The sequence below is a fragment of the Actinomadura barringtoniae genome (genome assembly GCF_017573505.1).
In the GTDB taxonomy this organism is placed as follows: domain Bacteria; phylum Actinomycetota; class Actinomycetes; order Streptosporangiales; family Streptosporangiaceae; genus Spirillospora; species Spirillospora barringtoniae.
On the sequence record NZ_JAGEOJ010000001.1, the window covers coordinates 827,134 to 843,053 of the forward strand.

Sequence of the window (15,920 nt, forward strand, 5' to 3'; positions counted from 1 at the left end):
AAGCGCCCATAGGGTGGAGCGGGTGTGGATCGAGGTACGACGGCGGCTGAACGCGAGCCGTCATGAGCTGGGGCTGGCTGCGAACCGGTTCTACCCAGAGGCGATGCGGGTGGGTTCCACCTCGCTGCTGACACGGCCCGGATGGATTCCGGAGGCGCCGGTTCCCCTGGAGAACGTCCGGCTGGACTGGGACAACCAGGCCGACCCTCCTGCGGTCGCGGACCCTGCGGAGGGGTTGCCCAAGGGGCTCGGCACCTACGCCGAGGCCATGGAGGCGATGGCGGCGCCCCGGGTGTTCGAGAACCGGCCCTGCTACCGGCTGCTGGACGTCGAGCTGCCGCTGCTGAGGTTCGGCCCGGCGATGTACTTCGACGGGGTGAACGTCGGCGAGGCGGTCGCCCATGAGCTCGCGGCCAGAGCGGACGGGACGGGCGGGCTGCCGCTGCGGGAGCGGATCGGCGACCCGACCGACCTGACACGGCGGGCGGCGCTGCCCGCGATCACCACGGTGACGATCAGGGCCGGGGACGGCGCGTCGTACGTGCTGCACTGGCGCGACCCGGAGAAGGTCGTGCACGCGGGCGGGCTGCACCAGGTCATGCCGGTCGGGGTGTTCCAGCCGCTGAACGACGACCGCGACGACCTGGACCTGTGGCGGTCCATGCAGCGCGAGTTCAGCGAGGAGTTCCTCGGGACGCCGGAGATCGTGACCTGGACCGACCCTCCGTTCCGGCGCCTGTCGCGGTCGATGGACAACGCGCGGGACGCGGGCGCGATCCGGCCCTACCTGCTCGGCCTCGGGGTCGATCCGCTGACGTTCGCGCTGGACCTGCTGACGGTCGTGATCGTGGAGGCGGACACCTTCGACCTGCTCTTCGGCGGCCTGGTCAACGAGAACGACGAGGGACGCGTGTCGATGGTCGCGTTCGACGGCACCGTGCCGCAGCCGATGCAGCCGGCCGGTGCCGCCGCGCTCCAGCTGGCGTGGCGGCACCGGACGGCGCTCGGGCTCTGATCCGGCCGAGGCCGGGCCGGCGCCAGGCCGGGGCCCCTTAAGTCAGGGGTCAGGTAAGTCAGGGGTCAGGCCCGGCTGAGGTCCTTCAGCTCGTCCAGCGCGTCGCCGAGGTAGTCGACGATCTCGGACGGGTCGGGGACCAGGTCGCGGCAGGCGACGACGCCGATGTCGACGCTGCCGTCGTAGGAGAAGACGGTGATGTTGAGGCCGCCGCTGATGTCGGAGATCGCGGAGATCGGGTAGTAGCCGAGGACGCGGCTGCCGCACAGGTAGAGCGGGAACTGCGGGCCCGGCACGTTCGAGATGATCAGGTTGATCGGGCGGACCGGGACGGCCGAGCGGAGCGCGGGCAGGGCGCCCAGCGCCAGCCGCGCGACGGGCCCGGCGAACGCCGCCGGGACCATGCCGCTCAGTTCCTGGACCCAGCTGCCCGAGGACGCCACGAACCGGCGCTTGCACTGGTCCATGTCGCGGCGGGTGGCGGCGTAGCGCTCGGCGGGGCCCGCGATGTGGGTGGCGAGCGGGGCGCTCATGATCGACACCATGTTGCCCGCGGCGTCCTGCTCGTCGCCCTTGCGCAGCGAGACCGGGACGCCGACGGCGAGCGGCTGGTCGGGCAGCTCGCCGCGCTTGTCCAGCCAGTTGCGCAGCGCGGTCGCGCAGAGCGCCATGACCACGTCGTTCACGCTGCCGCCGAGCGCGGTGCGGACCTCCTTGATCTCCGCGAGCGGCAGCTGGCCGTAGGCGACGGTGCGGTGCCGCCCGATCGGCAGGTTGAACGGGGTGGGCGGCGCGCTGGTCTTCGGCGCCTTGGGCAGTTCCTCGCGGCGCAGCGCGCCCTGCACGACCTGGCTCATCAGGCCGACGCCGGGGATGGCCGAGACGCCGGGGATCTCGTCGAGGTAGGGGGCGGTGCGGGCCATCGACACGGCGCTGCGGAACGGGTGCATCGCGGTCCGCAGCAGGCCGGTGCCCATCATCGTCCAGGGGCCTGGCGCACGGGCCGGGTCGCCGTCGTCGGCGGGCAGGTCGCGCGGCTCGGGCGACAGGTCCAGGAGCGCGGCGAGGGTCTCGGCGGCCATCACGCCGTCGATCGCGGCGTGGTGCGCCTTGACGTAGACGGCGGTGCGGCCGCCCGCCAGGCCCTGGATGATGACCAGCTCCCAGAGCGGCCGGTGCCTGTCGAGGGGCTGCTCGTGCAGCATCGCGACCGCGTCGGCGAGCTGATGGTCGCTGCCGGGGGCGGGCAGCGCGATCTCGAAGATGTGGCGCCGCGGATCGAAGTCCGGGTCGTCCTCCCAGTACGGGTGGTCCAGGCCGAGGGGCACCTCGACCAGCCGTTGGCGCAGCGGCCTTGCCGCCAGATGCGAGCGGTCGCGGATGAGCTCGACCATGGCGTCCACGGTCATTCGCCCGCCGGGGCAGGCGGTGGCGTCGACGATCCCGAGTCCCGCGATGTGCACGTGCGTGGTGCTGGTCTCAGCGTGCAGGAAGGTTGCGTCCACTGCGGTCAGCTGGCTCATGCTGTTCCGTCTCCCACTGATGCTCGTCGGCCTACCTACCTAGGAGTTACGGACTACCGCTCCGTAGGTCAATGCGGGTTGTAAGGAAGTAACGGGGACTTAACGGGACGTTTCGCGGCCGTCATCAGCGACCCTCCGGAGTGGACCGTTGGAAACTTTCTTTTTCAACAGACCTCATGTGGTCAAAAACCTTCCATTATGTGGACTGGAACCGCACCGATGATCATCGGACTAGGGTGGTCCGCCATGGGACGACCACTCTCGGAGATCGTCGAGGCCGGGTGGGCCACCGCGCTGGAGCCCGCCGCGGGGCACGTGGCCGCGGCGGGCGACTTCCTGCGCGACGAGATCGCGGCCGGGCGTCGCTACCTGCCCGCCGGGAACAACATCCTGCGCGCCTTCACCCAGCCGTTCACCGACGTGCGGGTGCTGATCGTCGGGCAGGACCCCTACCCCACCCCCGGCCACGCGGTCGGCCTCAGCTTCTCGGTGGCGCCGGACGTGCGGCCGCTGCCCGGCAGCCTGATCAACATCTTCCGCGAGTACTGCGCCGACCTCGGCCACCCCGAGCCCTCCAACGGCGACCTCACCCCGTGGACCGAACGCGGCGTGCTGCTGCTCAACAGGTCCCTGTCGGTCGCGCCCCGCAAGCCCGGCTCGCACCGCGGCAAGGGCTGGGAGGAGGTCACCGAGCAGGCGATCCGCGCCCTGGCCGAACGCGGCGGGCCGCTGGTGGCGATCCTGTGGGGCCGGGACGCGCGCAACCTCAAGCCACTGCTGGGCCCGGTGCCGAGCATCGAGTCCGCGCACCCGAGCCCGATGTCGGCCGACCGCGGGTTCTTCGGCTCCCGGCCGTTCAGCCGCGCCAACCAGCTTCTCGAGCAGCAGGGCGCCCAGCCGATCGACTGGAAGCTGTATTAACTGCCTTTCCGGCCTCGCCACCTCGCCTGGCGGCTCGGCGGCGAACCGCAAAGGCGGCGAGCGCGACATCGCTTCGCGATCTTCGCGAAGGACCTCGCCTTCGGCTCGTCCTTCGCTCAGATAGCGCACTCGCGTGCGGGCTGAGCGCACTCGCGTGCGGGCTGAGGTTTCAGCTCGGCGGAAGCCTGCGGAGCAGGGCGGCGAACTCGCCTGAGCCGTCGAGCGTCTCGTCCGGGCTGAGAGGGGTCAGCCGGCGGGCGCCGTGGCTCCAGTAGACGCCGACCGCGCAGGGGTCGTCGGCGTCGTCGTGCATCTCGCGGACCACGTCGGCGAAGACCGGCAGCACCTCGCGGACGCCCCGGGAGGTGATCGGGTAGAGCAGCAGCGTGCTGTGGCAGGGCACGCCGACCAGCGCGCCGTTCGGGTGGCCGTCGCCGCCCGGCAGGAACTGCTCGACCTCGCTGAGCAGGGCCGACACGTACCGGCTGCCCGGCTTGGTGACGACCCGGACGTTCTCGCCCGGCAGCAGCAGCTGGTCGCGGACCTCGACGTCGGCGAGCTCGCGGTCGTGGGTGTTGGTCATCACATAGCCGAGCTTGCGCAGCCCGAGGAGCCCCGCGCGGGCCTTGGTGAGGGGACCGCCGTAGCGCGGGTGCTCGATCATGACCATCGCGTCGAAGTGGTCTCCGGCGGGCACGACCACCAGGCCCTCGCGGTCCTGCGGGTCGAGCTTCGGCACGATGCGCAGCCGCAGCAGCTCGCGCACGTCGCCGAACAGCTCCATCTCGCCGACCGCCAGGAAGGCCCGGTCACCGACCTCGCGCAGCCAGTCGTCCACGAGCTTGTGCCAGTTGTCCTGGGGCTCGCGCGCGCAGCGCTCGAGCACCGTCCAGCTGGAGGCCCGCGCCTCGGACCGGCCGACCGGCAGCACGACCTCCGACGTCCCGGGGTCGAACCAGGCGCTCGGCGCCACGACCGGCAGCAGGTCCCGGATGAGCGCGTGCACGTCCGCCGCCGCGTCCAACGGTTCCATGCCCACCCCCTTGAAGTTCCTGTCCTCCTAGCCTCTCAGAGATCGGGCCGGATGTGGGATGCATCCCGCCGCTCGCTGATCATCGCAGGCGAAGGTACGGTTCATCCATGTCCGAAATCGTGTACCCACCGGTGATCAAGACGGCGCTCGGCCTCTTCAAGGCCCTCAACCTGAAGTTCCGTCTCGAGGGGACCGAGAAGATCCCCTCGACCGGCGGGGCGGTCCTGGTCAGCAACCACGTGAGCTACCTCGACTTCATCTTCGCCGGGCTGGCGACCCACCCCGCGGGCCGCCTGGTCCGCTTCATGGCCAAGAAGGAGATCTTCGACAACCGCGTCGCCGGGCCGCTGATGCGGGGCATGCATCACATCCCGGTCGACCGCGAGGCCGGGGCCGCCTCCTACAAGGCGGCGCTCACCGCGCTGAAGAGCGGGGAGATCATCGGGGTCTTCGCCGAGGCCACGATCAGCCGTTCGTTCACGGTCAAGGACATCAAGAGCGGCGCGGTGCGGATGGCCGTCGCCTCCGGCGTACCGCTCATCCCGATCGCCATCTGGGGCCCGCAGCGGCTCTGGACCAAGGGCCGCAAGCGCCGCATCCTGCAGCGCAACATCCCGGTGACGATCCTCATCGGCGAGCCGATGTACCCCAAGCGCGGGGACGACTACGACAAGGTCACCCAGGAGCTGCACGACCAGATGTCGGAGCTGCTGGAGAAGGCCCAGCGCGAGTACACCGACATCCCCAAGGCGGGCGAGGACTGGTGGCAGCCCGCCTACCTGGGCGGCAGCGCGCCGACTCCGGAGGAGGCGGCCAAGCTGGACGCCGAGGAGGCCGAGGCCCGCGCCGCCCGCCGCGCGGCCCGCGAGGCCGAGGCCGGGGAGAAGAAGTCTGACTAGCCCGGGAGAAGGGCTCCGTTCAGCGAGCTTCTAGCGAGGAACCCCGGCCCTTCGGGACCGGGAGGAATTGCTTCCAGTGTGTCGCGGCGCGCCAGCGCCGCCCAGGCCCGGTGGGTCAGACACCAGTCTGTGGAGATGATCACCGTTGTATGACGTTGAGTGATTCTGTCGGTGCCGCTGGTTACCTTTACGGATGTGAAGATCGTGGTGCAGGTCAAGCTGCTGCCGTCGCCTGAGCAGGCGACGGCACTCGCAGCGACCTTGCGCACGGTGAACGTGCTGGCGAACCAGGTGTCGGCGCAGGCGTACGAGGCGTTCGGGTTGAAGGCGCGTGAGCGTGAGCTACGAGGGCTGGCCTACGGAGAGTTGAAGGCCGAGGGGTTGGGTGCGCAGGCCGCCCAGCATGTGATCAAACGGGTGGTAGACGCCTACAGCTCGCTGCGCGGTCTGATCGACAACGGGGTGCTGGGCGGCCCGGCGTCACGGCGACGCCGCAAGGCCGAATCCAAACCGATCGTCTTTCGGCCTGATTCGAGCCACACCTTCGACGACCGGTGTTTGTCGTGGCAGATCGATGCCCGGACGGTGTCGATCTGGACCATGGCGGGCCGGATGCGGGGCATCGCGTTCACCGGGTCGCAGACCGACGTGAAGACCCTGGCCGCCCACCGGCGCGGCGAGTCGGACCTGGTGCTGCGGGACGGCCTGTGGTTCCTGGTCGCCACCTGCGACATCGACCAGGCCCCGCTCAACGGTGATCCGGCCGACTGGATCGGGGTGGATCGCGGGATCGTCAACCTGGCCACCACCTCCGATGGGGACAACTATCAGGGGCGTCGCCTGACCCGGTACCGGCGGTGGCAGGCACGCAAACGCGCCGAATTGCAGACCCGCAAGGCGGCCGGGTCCCGGTCGGCCGCGCGGCGGCTGGCCAAACGCAAGGCCAGGGAAGCCAGGCACGTCACCAACGAGAACCACAAGATTTCCAAGCAGATCGTGGCCGTCGCGGAACGCACCGGTCGCGGGATCGCGCTCGAACAGCTGAGCGGGATCCGCGAGCGGGTACGGCTCACCCGTGACCAGCGGGCCACACTGTCCAACTGGGCGTTCCACCAGCTCGGAGCGTTCATCACGTACAAGGCCCTGCGGGCCGGGGTGCCCTGCCTAGAGGTGGACCCGGCCTTCACCTCCCAGAGCTGCCCGAACCCATGGTGCGGGCATGTCTCCCGTAAGAACCGTCCCATCCGGGACGTCTTCTGCTGTCGCCGGTGCGGCCTCGCTGGGCCCGCCGACCACGTCGCCGCCCTGAACATCCGGCAACGGGCCAGGACGGCGTGGGCATTTGTCAACATGCCCGTCCCCTACCCCGGCCCGAACGGGGTCGGGAGAGGGGAGATGCGCCCCAGCCGCGACAGCCAGCCGCGACGGGAAGCGCGACAAAGCCTGAAGGGAACCACCGAGCCACCAAGCTCGGCCGTTCACGGCCGAGAAGTTGGCGAGTAATTCATTGGACGCGGCGCGGGCGGGCGACTGATCATCGATGACATGACTGAGAGGCCGCGCGAGATCCTGCATCTGGTGGAGCCCCGGGAGTCCCAGGACGACCCCGGGGCCGGGCTGGCGCGTCCCGTCGTGTTCAACCTGAGCGACACCAACTCCCCGGCCGACGTGATGGACGTGCTGTCGCTGCGGCCGTTCGCGTCGGGCGAGCAGCCCTGGTCGCGCTCCACCCAGATCGACCTGGTCAAGAAGGAGGCGCCGCTGCGCCCGGCCGAGGGCCGGGTGATCCGCGTCGCCCACGAGAAGAACAAGGAGTCGGTGCTCTACGCCGGCGAGGGCTGGACGCTGCTGACCAACCGCTGGCAGCACGGCAGCGCCTACCTGGCGGTCTCGGCCGTCTCCGAGGAACTGGCCAAGAGCGTCCTGGACGAGGCCGTACGGGACGCCACCGAGCCGCCCAAGGAGGACGAGACCACCGTCGAGATGGGCTTCTGGCACATGGGCCGGGGTCCGGTCCGTACCGAACGGGAGATCTCGACCGACGCGTGGGCCGACATCCGCGCCAACTACACAGCGCCGGTGGCCGAGGCGCTCGACGAGGTGATGAGCCTCACCCGCGAGGAGATCTCCGGGCGGCTCCTTCTGCTGCACGGCCCGCCCGGCACCGGCAAGACGACCGCGCTGCGGGCGCTGGCCCGCTCCTGGCGCGACTGGTGCCAGGCCGACTGCGTGCTCGACCCCGAGGTGCTCTTCGGGACGCCCGGCTACCTGATGCAGGTCGCGGTCGGCGAGGACGGCGAGGACAGCCGGCGGTGGCGGCTGCTCATCCTGGAGGACTGCGACGAGCTGATCCGCGGCGAGGCCAAGGCGTCGACTGGCCAGGGCCTGTCCCGCCTGCTCAACCTGACCGACGGCATGCTGGGCCAGGGCCGGGACGTGCTGGTGGCGATCACCACCAACGAGGATCTCGCGCGCCTGCACCCGGCGGTCGTACGGCCCGGGCGGTGCCTGGCTCAGATCGAGGTCGGGCAGCTCACCCGGGCGGAGTCGGCCGCCTGGCTGGACGCCGAGGGCGTGGAGGCCGGCGCCGCCGAGATCGGTCCCGGCGGCGCGACGCTGGCCGAACTGGTGTCGCTCCGCAAGGGCGAGAAGCGCCCGGCGAACGCGGACTCCCCCGCGGGCGACACCGGCTTCTACCTGTAACCCGTCCACGCCCCACACATACGCCGATCTTGCTCTCAGCGCCCTCATTCGGTCCTGTCAGGGGCTCTGAGAGCAAGATCGGCGGGTTGGGGGCATCGGCGGGTTGAGGTCAGAGCTTTTCGAGGGCCTGTTCGAGGTCGGCCCACAGGTCGTCGACGTGCTCGATGCCGACCGCGAGCCGGACCAGGCCCTCGCTGATGTCCCCGGCGGCCAGCGCCTCCGCGTCGAGCTGGCGGTGGGACGTGCTGGCCGGGTGCAGGGTCAGGCTCTTGGTGCCGCCGAGCGACCCGGTGAGCGCGACCAGCTGCACGGACTCGATGAACGTGCGGCCGGCGTCGCGCCCGCCCGCCAGCTCGAACGACAGCACGCCGCCGCCCTTGCCGCCCAGCAGCCGTTCCGCGACCGCGTGCTGCGGGTGGTCGGGCAGGCCGGGATAGTTGACCTTGGTGACCTGCGGGTGCCCGGCGAGCCGCCGCGCCAGTTCCAGGGCCGTCTCGTTCTGGCGCTCGACCCGCAGCGCCAACGTGGCCATGCCGCGGACGGTGAGCCAGGCGGCGAACGGGTCGGCGCTGGCGCCGAGCTCGGTGGCGTGGTGCCAGACCCGGTGGTACAGGTCCTCGTCAGCGAAGACCGCGACGCCGCCCAGGATGTCGCCGTGGCCGCCCAGGTACTTGGTGGCCGAGTGCACGACGACGTCGGCGCCGTGCTCGATCGGGCGGCACAGCAGCGGGGTGGCGAAGGTGTTGTCGACGACCGTGAGCACCCCGGCGTCCTTCACCTCGGCGATCAGCGCGGGCAGGTCGGCGACGCGGGTGCTGGGGTTGGCGATCGTCTCCAGGTAGAGCAGCCTGGTCTCGGGGCGCAGCGCGGCCCGTACCTCGGCCGGGTCGTCGCCGCCGGTGACGTAGGTCACCTCGACGCCCCAGCGCTCGGCCAGGTCCTTGAACAGCGCGAACGTCCCGCCGTACAGGCTGGACTGGGCGATCACGTGGTCGCCGGACTTCAGCAGGGCCAGCAGCACCGAGCTGATCGCGCCCATGCCGGACGCGGCCGCCAGCGCCGCGGCGCCGCCCTCCAGGCCGGCGACGCCCTCCTCGAACGCGCGGGTCGTCGGGTTGCCCAGGCGGCTGTAGAAGTAGGCGCCCTCGGGTCCCTCGAACGCGGTGGCCATCTCGTCGGCGGTGTCGAACGAGAACAGGTGCCCCTGGTAGATCGGGACGGTCAGCGGGCGGCTTCCGGCGTGCTGGATCACGGGTGTGTGGACGACGCGGGTCTCCTGGTGTTCTGCGCTCATGTCTCCACCCTTAATCAGGGAGAACGCCGCAAACAGAGCCAATTTCCGAATGTGGCGTTAAAGGCGCCGAACGAGCCGGGCAGGCCGGGCGAGTCGCGGGCATGGTGGCCCGGGCCGTGCCCCCCTCCGCGTTCACGGGAGCCGGGCCACCAACCCGGCCGGAGCCTCCTGCACACCCCGCAGTGGAGGAGACTCACGGCCGAGTCATGAGGATCTCTCGGATCCCGGGGTCCCGACATCCGTGATTCCACGGGTTTCGACCACTGACCCCGCGCACGGACCTCGCCGCACCGCGCACGGACCTAGGGGCGGCGGACGCCGAACAGGCGGCGGTACGCGCAGCGCAGGCCGTGGAGATCACTGACAGGCTCGGGGAAGACCGCGCGCACGTCGCCCTGGCCGGCGCAGCGCAGCCACATCCCGTAGCGGTCGAGGGACAGGGCGCGCACGTCGCCGGGCTTCGCGCCGGGCAGCAACGCGGCGAGCTCCTCGCGGTGGCAGGAGTCCAGGTGGGTGAGCAGGCCCGCCTCGATGGCCACGAACGGGTCGGGCGCGGCGTCCGCGTAGTCCTCGGGCTCGAGGGTGGCGCTCCCCCAGGCGTCCTCCACCTCGATCTCGGCGGCCTCCAGCGCCAGCAGCGTCCACTCCCCGTCCTCGGCGAGGTCGAGCAGCTCGGGCCGCGGGTGCAGGCGCAACAGCAGCATCGCCGCCGCGTGGCGTTCGGGGCCGCGGAGCTCGGTGATCCAGCCGTGCAGCCAGGCGCGGCCGCGCACCCGATCGGCCAGCGGTACGGCTGCGACGTCGGAGATCCGCAGGGTCGCGGGGAGGTCGGGTTCACCCTTCAGAGCTGCGACGACGGGCGATCCAGAGGGAATGAGCATGAACGGGCGGCCGTTGTCATCAGTGATGTGAGCGGACACCGGCGCGTACGGAACGCCCGGTCCCGCCAGGACCCCGTCGGCGATGCCGTACGCCAGCGTCCTCGCTCGTTCGCCCGCTGTGGGACGCGTCACCACGGTCCCCGTTCGCCCCATACCGGCCACCAGACCAACTCCCTGACCTCGACCCGACCCGACCTCAAAAGTAGGTTAGGCTTACCTAAGTTAGGATTACCTAAGCACATACTGCTGCAGAGCAAAAGGAGGAAGATGAACACCCCACGCCCCAAGGTGCGGCTTTCCCGGGCCCTCGGCATCCCGCTGACCCCGAAGAGCGTGAAGTACTTCGAGGCCCGTCCGTACCCGCCCGGCGTGCACGGACGAAGCCGCAAGAACGAGTCCGACTACAAGATCCGGTTGCGCGAGAAGCAGCGGCTGCGCGCGCAGTACAACATCCGTGAGGCCCAGCTCCGCAACGCCTTCGCCAAGGCGTCCAAGGTCGAGGGCAAGACCGGCGAGGCACTGATCGTCGACCTGGAGCGCCGGCTGGACGCCCTGGTCCTGCGCGCCGGGTTCGCCCGCACGATCTACCAGGCCCGGCAGTTCGTCGTGCACCGCCACGTGCTGGTGAACGGCCGCCGGGTGGACCGCCCGTCCTACCGCCTGCGCCCCGGCGACGTCATCACGATCGCCGAGCGCAGCCACTCGATGGTGCCGTTCCAGGTCGCTGCGACCGGCGCCAACACCGAGAACGTGCCGGCCTATCTGGACGTGCGGCACGACGCCCTCGCGGCGCAGCTCACCCGCCTGCCCGAGCGCAGGGAGATCCCGGTGATCTGCGACGAGCAGCTGGTGGTCGAGCACTACTCGCGCTGACCTGTGGAAATCCAGGGGGCCCGGCCCCCTGGACAGGTGTCCGCCTCCATCGGTTAAGCTCAACCTAGCGATTGCTTGGCTGAGCCGCTGAACCGCTGTACCCGATGGAGGCCCCAGGACAATGATCGAATTCAACAAAGTCACCGCGAACATCGGCGCAGAGGTCACCGGCATCGACCTGACCAAGCCCCTCGACGAGGAGCAGGTCCAGATCGTCCGGCAGGGCCTGCTCGACAACTACGTGCTGTTCTTCCGCGACCAGCACATCAACGACGAGCAGCACGAGGCGTTCGCGATGAACTTCGGGACGCTCGACATCCCGAAGATGAACGTCGACGGCGGCGCCATCCACGTCCTCGACCAGACCGCGCCGAAGGGCGAGGGCGGCGACCAGTGGCACTCCGACAACACGTTCATGAAGCGCCCGCCGACCGGCTCGCTGCTGCGCTGCGTGATCCTGCCCGAGGTCGGCGGCGACACCAACTGGGCGAACATGTACATGGTGTACGACTCGCTCGCCCCCTGGCTCCAGCGCCTGTGCGACGAGCTCTACGCCGAGCACGACCTCACGATGTCCATCTCCAAGGCCATCGACAAGGGCCACCGCTTCGACCTGCGCGACATGCAGGACAAGAACCCGCCGCAGATCCACCCGGTGGTCCGCGTCCACCCCGAGACCGGCCGCAAGGCGCTCTACGTCAACCGTTCCTCGGTGACGCGCCTGATCGGGCTGTCGCGCCGCGAGAACGAGGCGATCCTGCCGCTGCTGTTCGACGCCGTCCGCGACCCGCAGTTCCAGGTCCGCCTCAAGTGGCGTCCGGGCACCATGGCCTTCTGGGACAACCGCCCCACCCAGCACTACGCGGTCGCCGACTACACCCAGCGCCGCAAGATGCACCGCGTCACCTTCATGGCGCCCACCGACCTCGACAGCGGCGTCCCGACCGGCCCCGGCGGCGTCACCGGCGAGGACGCTCCATCTGAGGCGAGCGCTGCTCGCTATCTTTGACGGCCTCAGGCCCTCGCCTGGCGGCTCGGACCTGAACCGCCAAAGAGGCGAACGCGACACGGCTTCGCCGTCTTCGCCTGAGGGCTTGCCTCCGGCGTCGCCCCAGGCTCAGGTAACGCGTTCGCGTGCGGGCCGGGGCCATTGCAAAGGTCAGCCTTCGGCTGAACGCGAAAGGCCCGGTGCGACAAGGTCGCGCCGGGCCCTCGCCGTTACTGGGTCAGTTGGAGGGCTTGGGGGTGGGGCTGGGGCTGCCGCTCGGCGAGCCGTTGCCCGGGGTCTGGCCGTTGGCGCCCGGAATCTGGCTCTGGCCGCAGTCCTGGCTCATCTGGTTGGTGCCCGAGGCGTACTGCTGGGTCACCTTCCACTTGCCGCCCTGCTTGGCCAGCGACAGCCGGATCAGGTTGCCGTCGACCGACTGCGGCTGGCTGTTGGCCTGGCCGGAGTTCAGCCCGATGGTCACCGCCACGACCGCGGTGGCGAACCTGTCGTCGACGTTGCCGACGAACGTCCCGGTGGTCTTGGACGTGATCGACAGGTTCGGGCTGCTCTTGAACGTGTTGCCGAGGTTCGGCAGCGTGCAGCGCTTGTAGTTGTCCAGCAGGTCGCCCGCCATCAGCGCCTGAGCCTTGTCCATCTGGCTCTGGTAGTTCGAGGCGTTGTAGTTGGCCGCCAGGTCCCCGAACTGCGACGCCACCTTGGTGACCTCGGCACGGTCGTCTTCCTTGGACGACGAACTGCTCGCGCTGCGCCACTGCCAGATCGCCAGGGACGCCAGCACGGCGATGACGACCACGCCCACGATGACCGGGATCAGCGGGACGCCGCCGATCGTACGATCCTGCGAGCCCCCGCCAGAGCCGCCGGAGCCACTGTCCGCAGTGGCCTTGCGGACGGGCTCGGCCTCCTCCTCGTCGGCCTCGTCGTCCTCGGCCTCGATGATCTCGGGCTTCTTCTTGGCCGGAACGGTCTTGGTGGCGGCGGCCTTGGTGGTGGCTGCCTTGGTGGCGGCGGGCTTGGCGGTGGTCGTCTTGGCGGCGGCCTTGGCCTTGGGGGCGGGCTTCTCCTCCTCGGCCTCAGCCTCGGCGGCCGCCTCCTCCTCGGCGTCCATCGCGTCGAGGACCTCGTCGATGTCCTCGTCGTCCAGCACCTCGATGACCCGGACCCGCCTCTTGCGCCGGGCCGCGGGCTTGGCCGTGGACTCCACGGCCTCGGTCTCGTCGGCGACGGTGGCGTCCGCCCCGGCGGCTTCGCTCTCCTCGGGGCCGCCCTTGTCGAGGGCGTCGTCCTTGGAGGTCTTGGCTGCCATTACTGGTACTCCTCGGGGGTCGGGGTCAATCATCCTTGGCGCGGCGCCGGAATCGGCCTATGCGGCTTATCCGGGACACGACGGGAACAGAGCCCATCATGACCTTGATCAGCACCAACAGCGCAAGGAGCGGGGGGACGTACATTAGCCAAGCCGGCGGTCCCCCGGCAGAGTCGGACGCCTTATTCGCAGCATTCTTTGCGTTAAGGGACTTCTGGTTCTGGATGGACGGATCGTGCGTCGGGATCGTCTGTCCCGGGTTCTTGGACTTGTAGGGCAGCTGCTTGACGTTGAGCGGGTCGCGGCCGTCCGGGCAGTTGGGGATCTTGCCCGTGGTGGGCTGCGGCAGCGGGTACTTGTACTCCAGCGCCGCCTGCTTCTTGAGCGTGATCAGGAAGACCACGTTCAGCACCGGCAGGCCCTGGTCGGTCCCGACCACGTTGCTCAGCACGTACTTCAGCGGCTTGGCCTGCTTCAGGGTGTCGCTGAGGTCCTGGATCGCGTGCGGGTTGTACTTGGTGATCCCGAGCGTGCCGAGCGAGTCCACGGTGCACCCGAGGTCGTCTCCGGTCTGGTCCAGCAGCCCGTTCACCGTCTTCAACAGGTCGGGGCCGTTGTCGCGCAGCTGGGTGAGCTCGCCGCGCATCTGGGCCAGCGCCTTGGTCAGGGCGGCCACGTTGTCGATGCCCGAGCCGAGGTCGTCGCGGTTGTCGGCCAGCACCTTGCTGATCTTGCCGAAGTCCTTGGTGAGCCCGTCCAGCAACTCGGTGTTGTTGGCGAACGTGGTGGACAGCTGGTCGCCGCCCTGGATGACCTGCCGCAGCGAGTCCTCACGGCCCGACCAGCCCTCGGCCAGCTCGTGGGTGAGGACCTTGGCGTCCTCGGGCTTGATCGCCTTCAGCGTCTGGATGACCGCGCCGAACAGGTCGCCGTACTTGGGCGGCACCTTGGTCTGCGACACCGGGATGACCGAGCCGGCCTTCAGCTTGGGCGCGTCCGGGCTGATCCCGGCGGGCGGCGTCAGCTCGACGACCGGCTCGCCGACCGCGGACTTGCGGGCCGCGGCGGCGGTGACGCCCTGCGGGACCTTGACGCCGCGGTCGATGTCGAGCCTGACGACGACCTTGTCCTTCTCCAGCTTGACCGAGTCGATCTTGCCGATGCGCAGGCCCAGGTAGTCGACCTCGAAGTTGGGGTGCAGGCCGGGCGAGGACACGAACTCGACGTTGATGTGGTACGGCCGGTCGATGAAGTCGAACCGGACCACGTTGTTGAACGCCCACACCACCATGACGACCGCCAGCGCGGCGAAGACGGCCAGGTTGATCGCGATGCGGCGGCTCATCGCCCGCCCCCCAGGATCTTGTCGAGGTCGGGCAGCGCGTTGCGCGCGTCCTTCGGCACCTGTGGAGCGTTGGTCTTGCCGCCCTTGCCACCGGGCGTCGGGAAGATCGGTGAGCCGTCCGGCCAGGTCACCTTGAGGATCGGGTAGAGCAGCAGCTGGCCGTCGTAGCTGGCCTTCGGCAGCTTGTCGCTGAAGGTCACCAGGCCGTTCACCAGGCCGGTGAGCCGCTGGCGGTTGTTGCCGAGCTGGGCGAGCACCGGGTCCAGGTCGTTCAGCAGGGTCTTGAAGCGGGACACGCGCCCCTCCAGGACCTTGTCGTTCAGCTCGCGCGCGGCCCTGGTGAGCTTGGCGACGACGTTCAGGATCTTGTCCTTGTCGTCGCGCAGCATCTTGGTCGTGCGCTCCAGCTCGACCGGCGCCTGGTTCAGCGCGTCGCTGCCCTTGGCGAGCGAGTTGCCGAGCCGGGCGAAGTCGTCCACGGCCTTGCCGAGCTGCTCGCGCTGATCGGCGAACACCTTGATGAGGTCGCCGGACTTGGCGATCGCGGTGTTCAGCTTGCCGCCCTCGCCGTCCAGCGCGGTCGCGCCCGCGTTCACCACGGCGGCGACGTCGTTGCCGGACAGGGCCTTCAGCAGCGGCCCGGCCTGCCCGACGACCTCCTCGAACGCCGGCTGCACGCTGGTGTTGGGGATCTGCGCGCCGCTGGCCAGGAACGGGCCCTGGTCCATCCGGCCGCCCGGCGGCAGCTGCAGGTCGACGTAGTTCTCGCCGAGCAATGAGGTGATCTTGATCTCGGCGCGCGAGCCCTGCGGGATGTGGATGCCGTTCTTGATCGACATCGTCACCTTGGAGGTGTAGTCGGCCTTGTCCAGCTCGACCTTGGTGACGGTGCCGACCTTGACGTCCGACATCTGCACGCTGTGCCCCTGCACAAGGCCCTGCACGTCGGTGAACTTGGCGGTGAGCGTGAGGTCGCCCTTGGGCGCGCCCGCGGTCTTGATGGAGCAGCCGGTCACGGCCAGCACGAGGCCGAGCAGCATCGCCAGCACTGCCCGAGGGGGGACGACCCCCCACACCCCCCGAGCCGACTTCGTCGGGGGAAGGAGGGCGGAACGGGT

Annotated in this window: 14 protein-coding genes; 7 read left to right on the plus strand and 7 right to left on the minus strand. The window is 69.8% G+C overall.

Translation table 11 applies throughout. The annotated features are described in order from the left end of the window. The first annotated feature begins 22 nt into the window (after positions 1-22). Positions 23-1,015 (plus strand): hypothetical protein, encoded by a 993-nt coding sequence (locus tag J4573_RS03735; protein WP_208253745.1) that lies wholly within the window; start codon positions 23-25, stop codon positions 1,013-1,015. Positions 1,016-1,080: 65 nt separating this feature from the next. Here J4573_RS03735 and J4573_RS03740 read toward each other — a convergent pair whose 3' ends face one another. Then, a complete protein-coding gene (locus tag J4573_RS03740; protein ID WP_208253746.1) occupies positions 1,081-2,538 on the minus strand; it encodes a WS/DGAT/MGAT family O-acyltransferase in 1,458 nt (485 codons plus the stop codon). Positions 2,539-2,784: 246 nt separating this feature from the next. On the opposite strand from J4573_RS03740, the gene J4573_RS03745 reads away from it, so the two are divergent. Beyond that, the gene (locus J4573_RS03745) at positions 2,785-3,459 is read left to right on the plus strand and encodes a uracil-DNA glycosylase (protein WP_208253747.1); all 675 of its coding nucleotides are present in this window, start codon (positions 2,785-2,787) and stop codon (positions 3,457-3,459) included. Between the two features lie 169 nt (positions 3,460-3,628). Here J4573_RS03745 and J4573_RS03750 read toward each other — a convergent pair whose 3' ends face one another. Further along, the gene (locus tag J4573_RS03750; protein ID WP_243772318.1) at positions 3,629-4,492 is read right to left on the minus strand and encodes a hypothetical protein; all 864 of its coding nucleotides are present in this window, start codon (positions 4,490-4,492) and stop codon (positions 3,629-3,631) included. A 107-nt stretch (positions 4,493-4,599) separates the two neighbouring features. Between J4573_RS03750 and J4573_RS03755 the strand changes: the two genes are divergently transcribed. From J4573_RS03755 to J4573_RS03765, 3 genes are all read left to right on the plus strand, one after another. Next, positions 4,600-5,391 (plus strand): lysophospholipid acyltransferase family protein, encoded by a 792-nt coding sequence (locus J4573_RS03755; RefSeq protein WP_208253749.1) that lies wholly within the window; start codon positions 4,600-4,602, stop codon positions 5,389-5,391. Between the two features lie 159 nt (positions 5,392-5,550). Beyond that, positions 5,551-6,894, plus strand: coding sequence for an RNA-guided endonuclease InsQ/TnpB family protein (locus J4573_RS03760; protein WP_307796470.1), 1,344 nt, complete (start codon positions 5,551-5,553; stop codon positions 6,892-6,894). 42 nt (positions 6,895-6,936) lie between these two features. Beyond that, the gene (locus tag J4573_RS03765; protein ID WP_208253750.1) at positions 6,937-8,094 is read left to right on the plus strand and encodes a DUF5925 domain-containing protein; all 1,158 of its coding nucleotides are present in this window, start codon (positions 6,937-6,939) and stop codon (positions 8,092-8,094) included. Positions 8,095-8,203: 109 nt separating this feature from the next. Here the strand turns inward: J4573_RS03765 and J4573_RS03770 are convergent, their stop codons facing one another. Further along, positions 8,204-9,388 carry a trans-sulfuration enzyme family protein gene (locus J4573_RS03770; protein WP_208253751.1) on the minus strand — a complete coding sequence of 395 codons (1,185 nt, stop codon included), beginning with the start codon at positions 9,386-9,388 and terminating at the stop codon, positions 8,204-8,206. A 302-nt stretch (positions 9,389-9,690) separates the two neighbouring features. After that, positions 9,691-10,401 carry a DUF2470 domain-containing protein gene (locus J4573_RS03775; protein WP_307796471.1) on the minus strand — a complete coding sequence of 237 codons (711 nt, stop codon included), beginning with the start codon at positions 10,399-10,401 and terminating at the stop codon, positions 9,691-9,693. A gap of 135 nt (positions 10,402-10,536) precedes the next feature. Here J4573_RS03775 and rpsD point away from each other — a divergent pair, with 135 nt between their 5' ends. After that, a complete protein-coding gene (gene rpsD, locus J4573_RS03780) occupies positions 10,537-11,142 on the plus strand; it encodes a 30S ribosomal protein S4 (RefSeq protein WP_208253753.1) in 606 nt (201 codons plus the stop codon). A 121-nt stretch (positions 11,143-11,263) separates the two neighbouring features. Beyond that, a complete protein-coding gene (locus tag J4573_RS03785; protein ID WP_208253754.1) occupies positions 11,264-12,151 on the plus strand; it encodes a TauD/TfdA dioxygenase family protein in 888 nt (295 codons plus the stop codon). Between the two features lie 217 nt (positions 12,152-12,368). On the opposite strand, the gene J4573_RS03790 is transcribed toward J4573_RS03785, so the two are convergent. The 3 genes from J4573_RS03790 to J4573_RS03800 are packed head-to-tail and all read right to left on the minus strand — an operon-like array spanning position 12,369 to position 15,842. Beyond that, a complete protein-coding gene (locus J4573_RS03790; protein WP_208253755.1) occupies positions 12,369-13,457 on the minus strand; it encodes a hypothetical protein in 1,089 nt (362 codons plus the stop codon). Between the two features lie 25 nt (positions 13,458-13,482). Continuing rightward, positions 13,483-14,802 carry an MCE family protein gene (locus tag J4573_RS03795; RefSeq protein ID WP_208253756.1) on the minus strand — a complete coding sequence of 440 codons (1,320 nt, stop codon included), beginning with the start codon at positions 14,800-14,802 and terminating at the stop codon, positions 13,483-13,485. Then, positions 14,799-15,842, minus strand: coding sequence for an MCE family protein (locus tag J4573_RS03800; RefSeq protein ID WP_208253846.1), 1,044 nt, complete (start codon positions 15,840-15,842; stop codon positions 14,799-14,801). Before J4573_RS03800 ends, J4573_RS03795 begins: the two co-directional genes overlap by 4 nt. Positions 15,843-15,920: the final 78 nt, after the last annotated feature.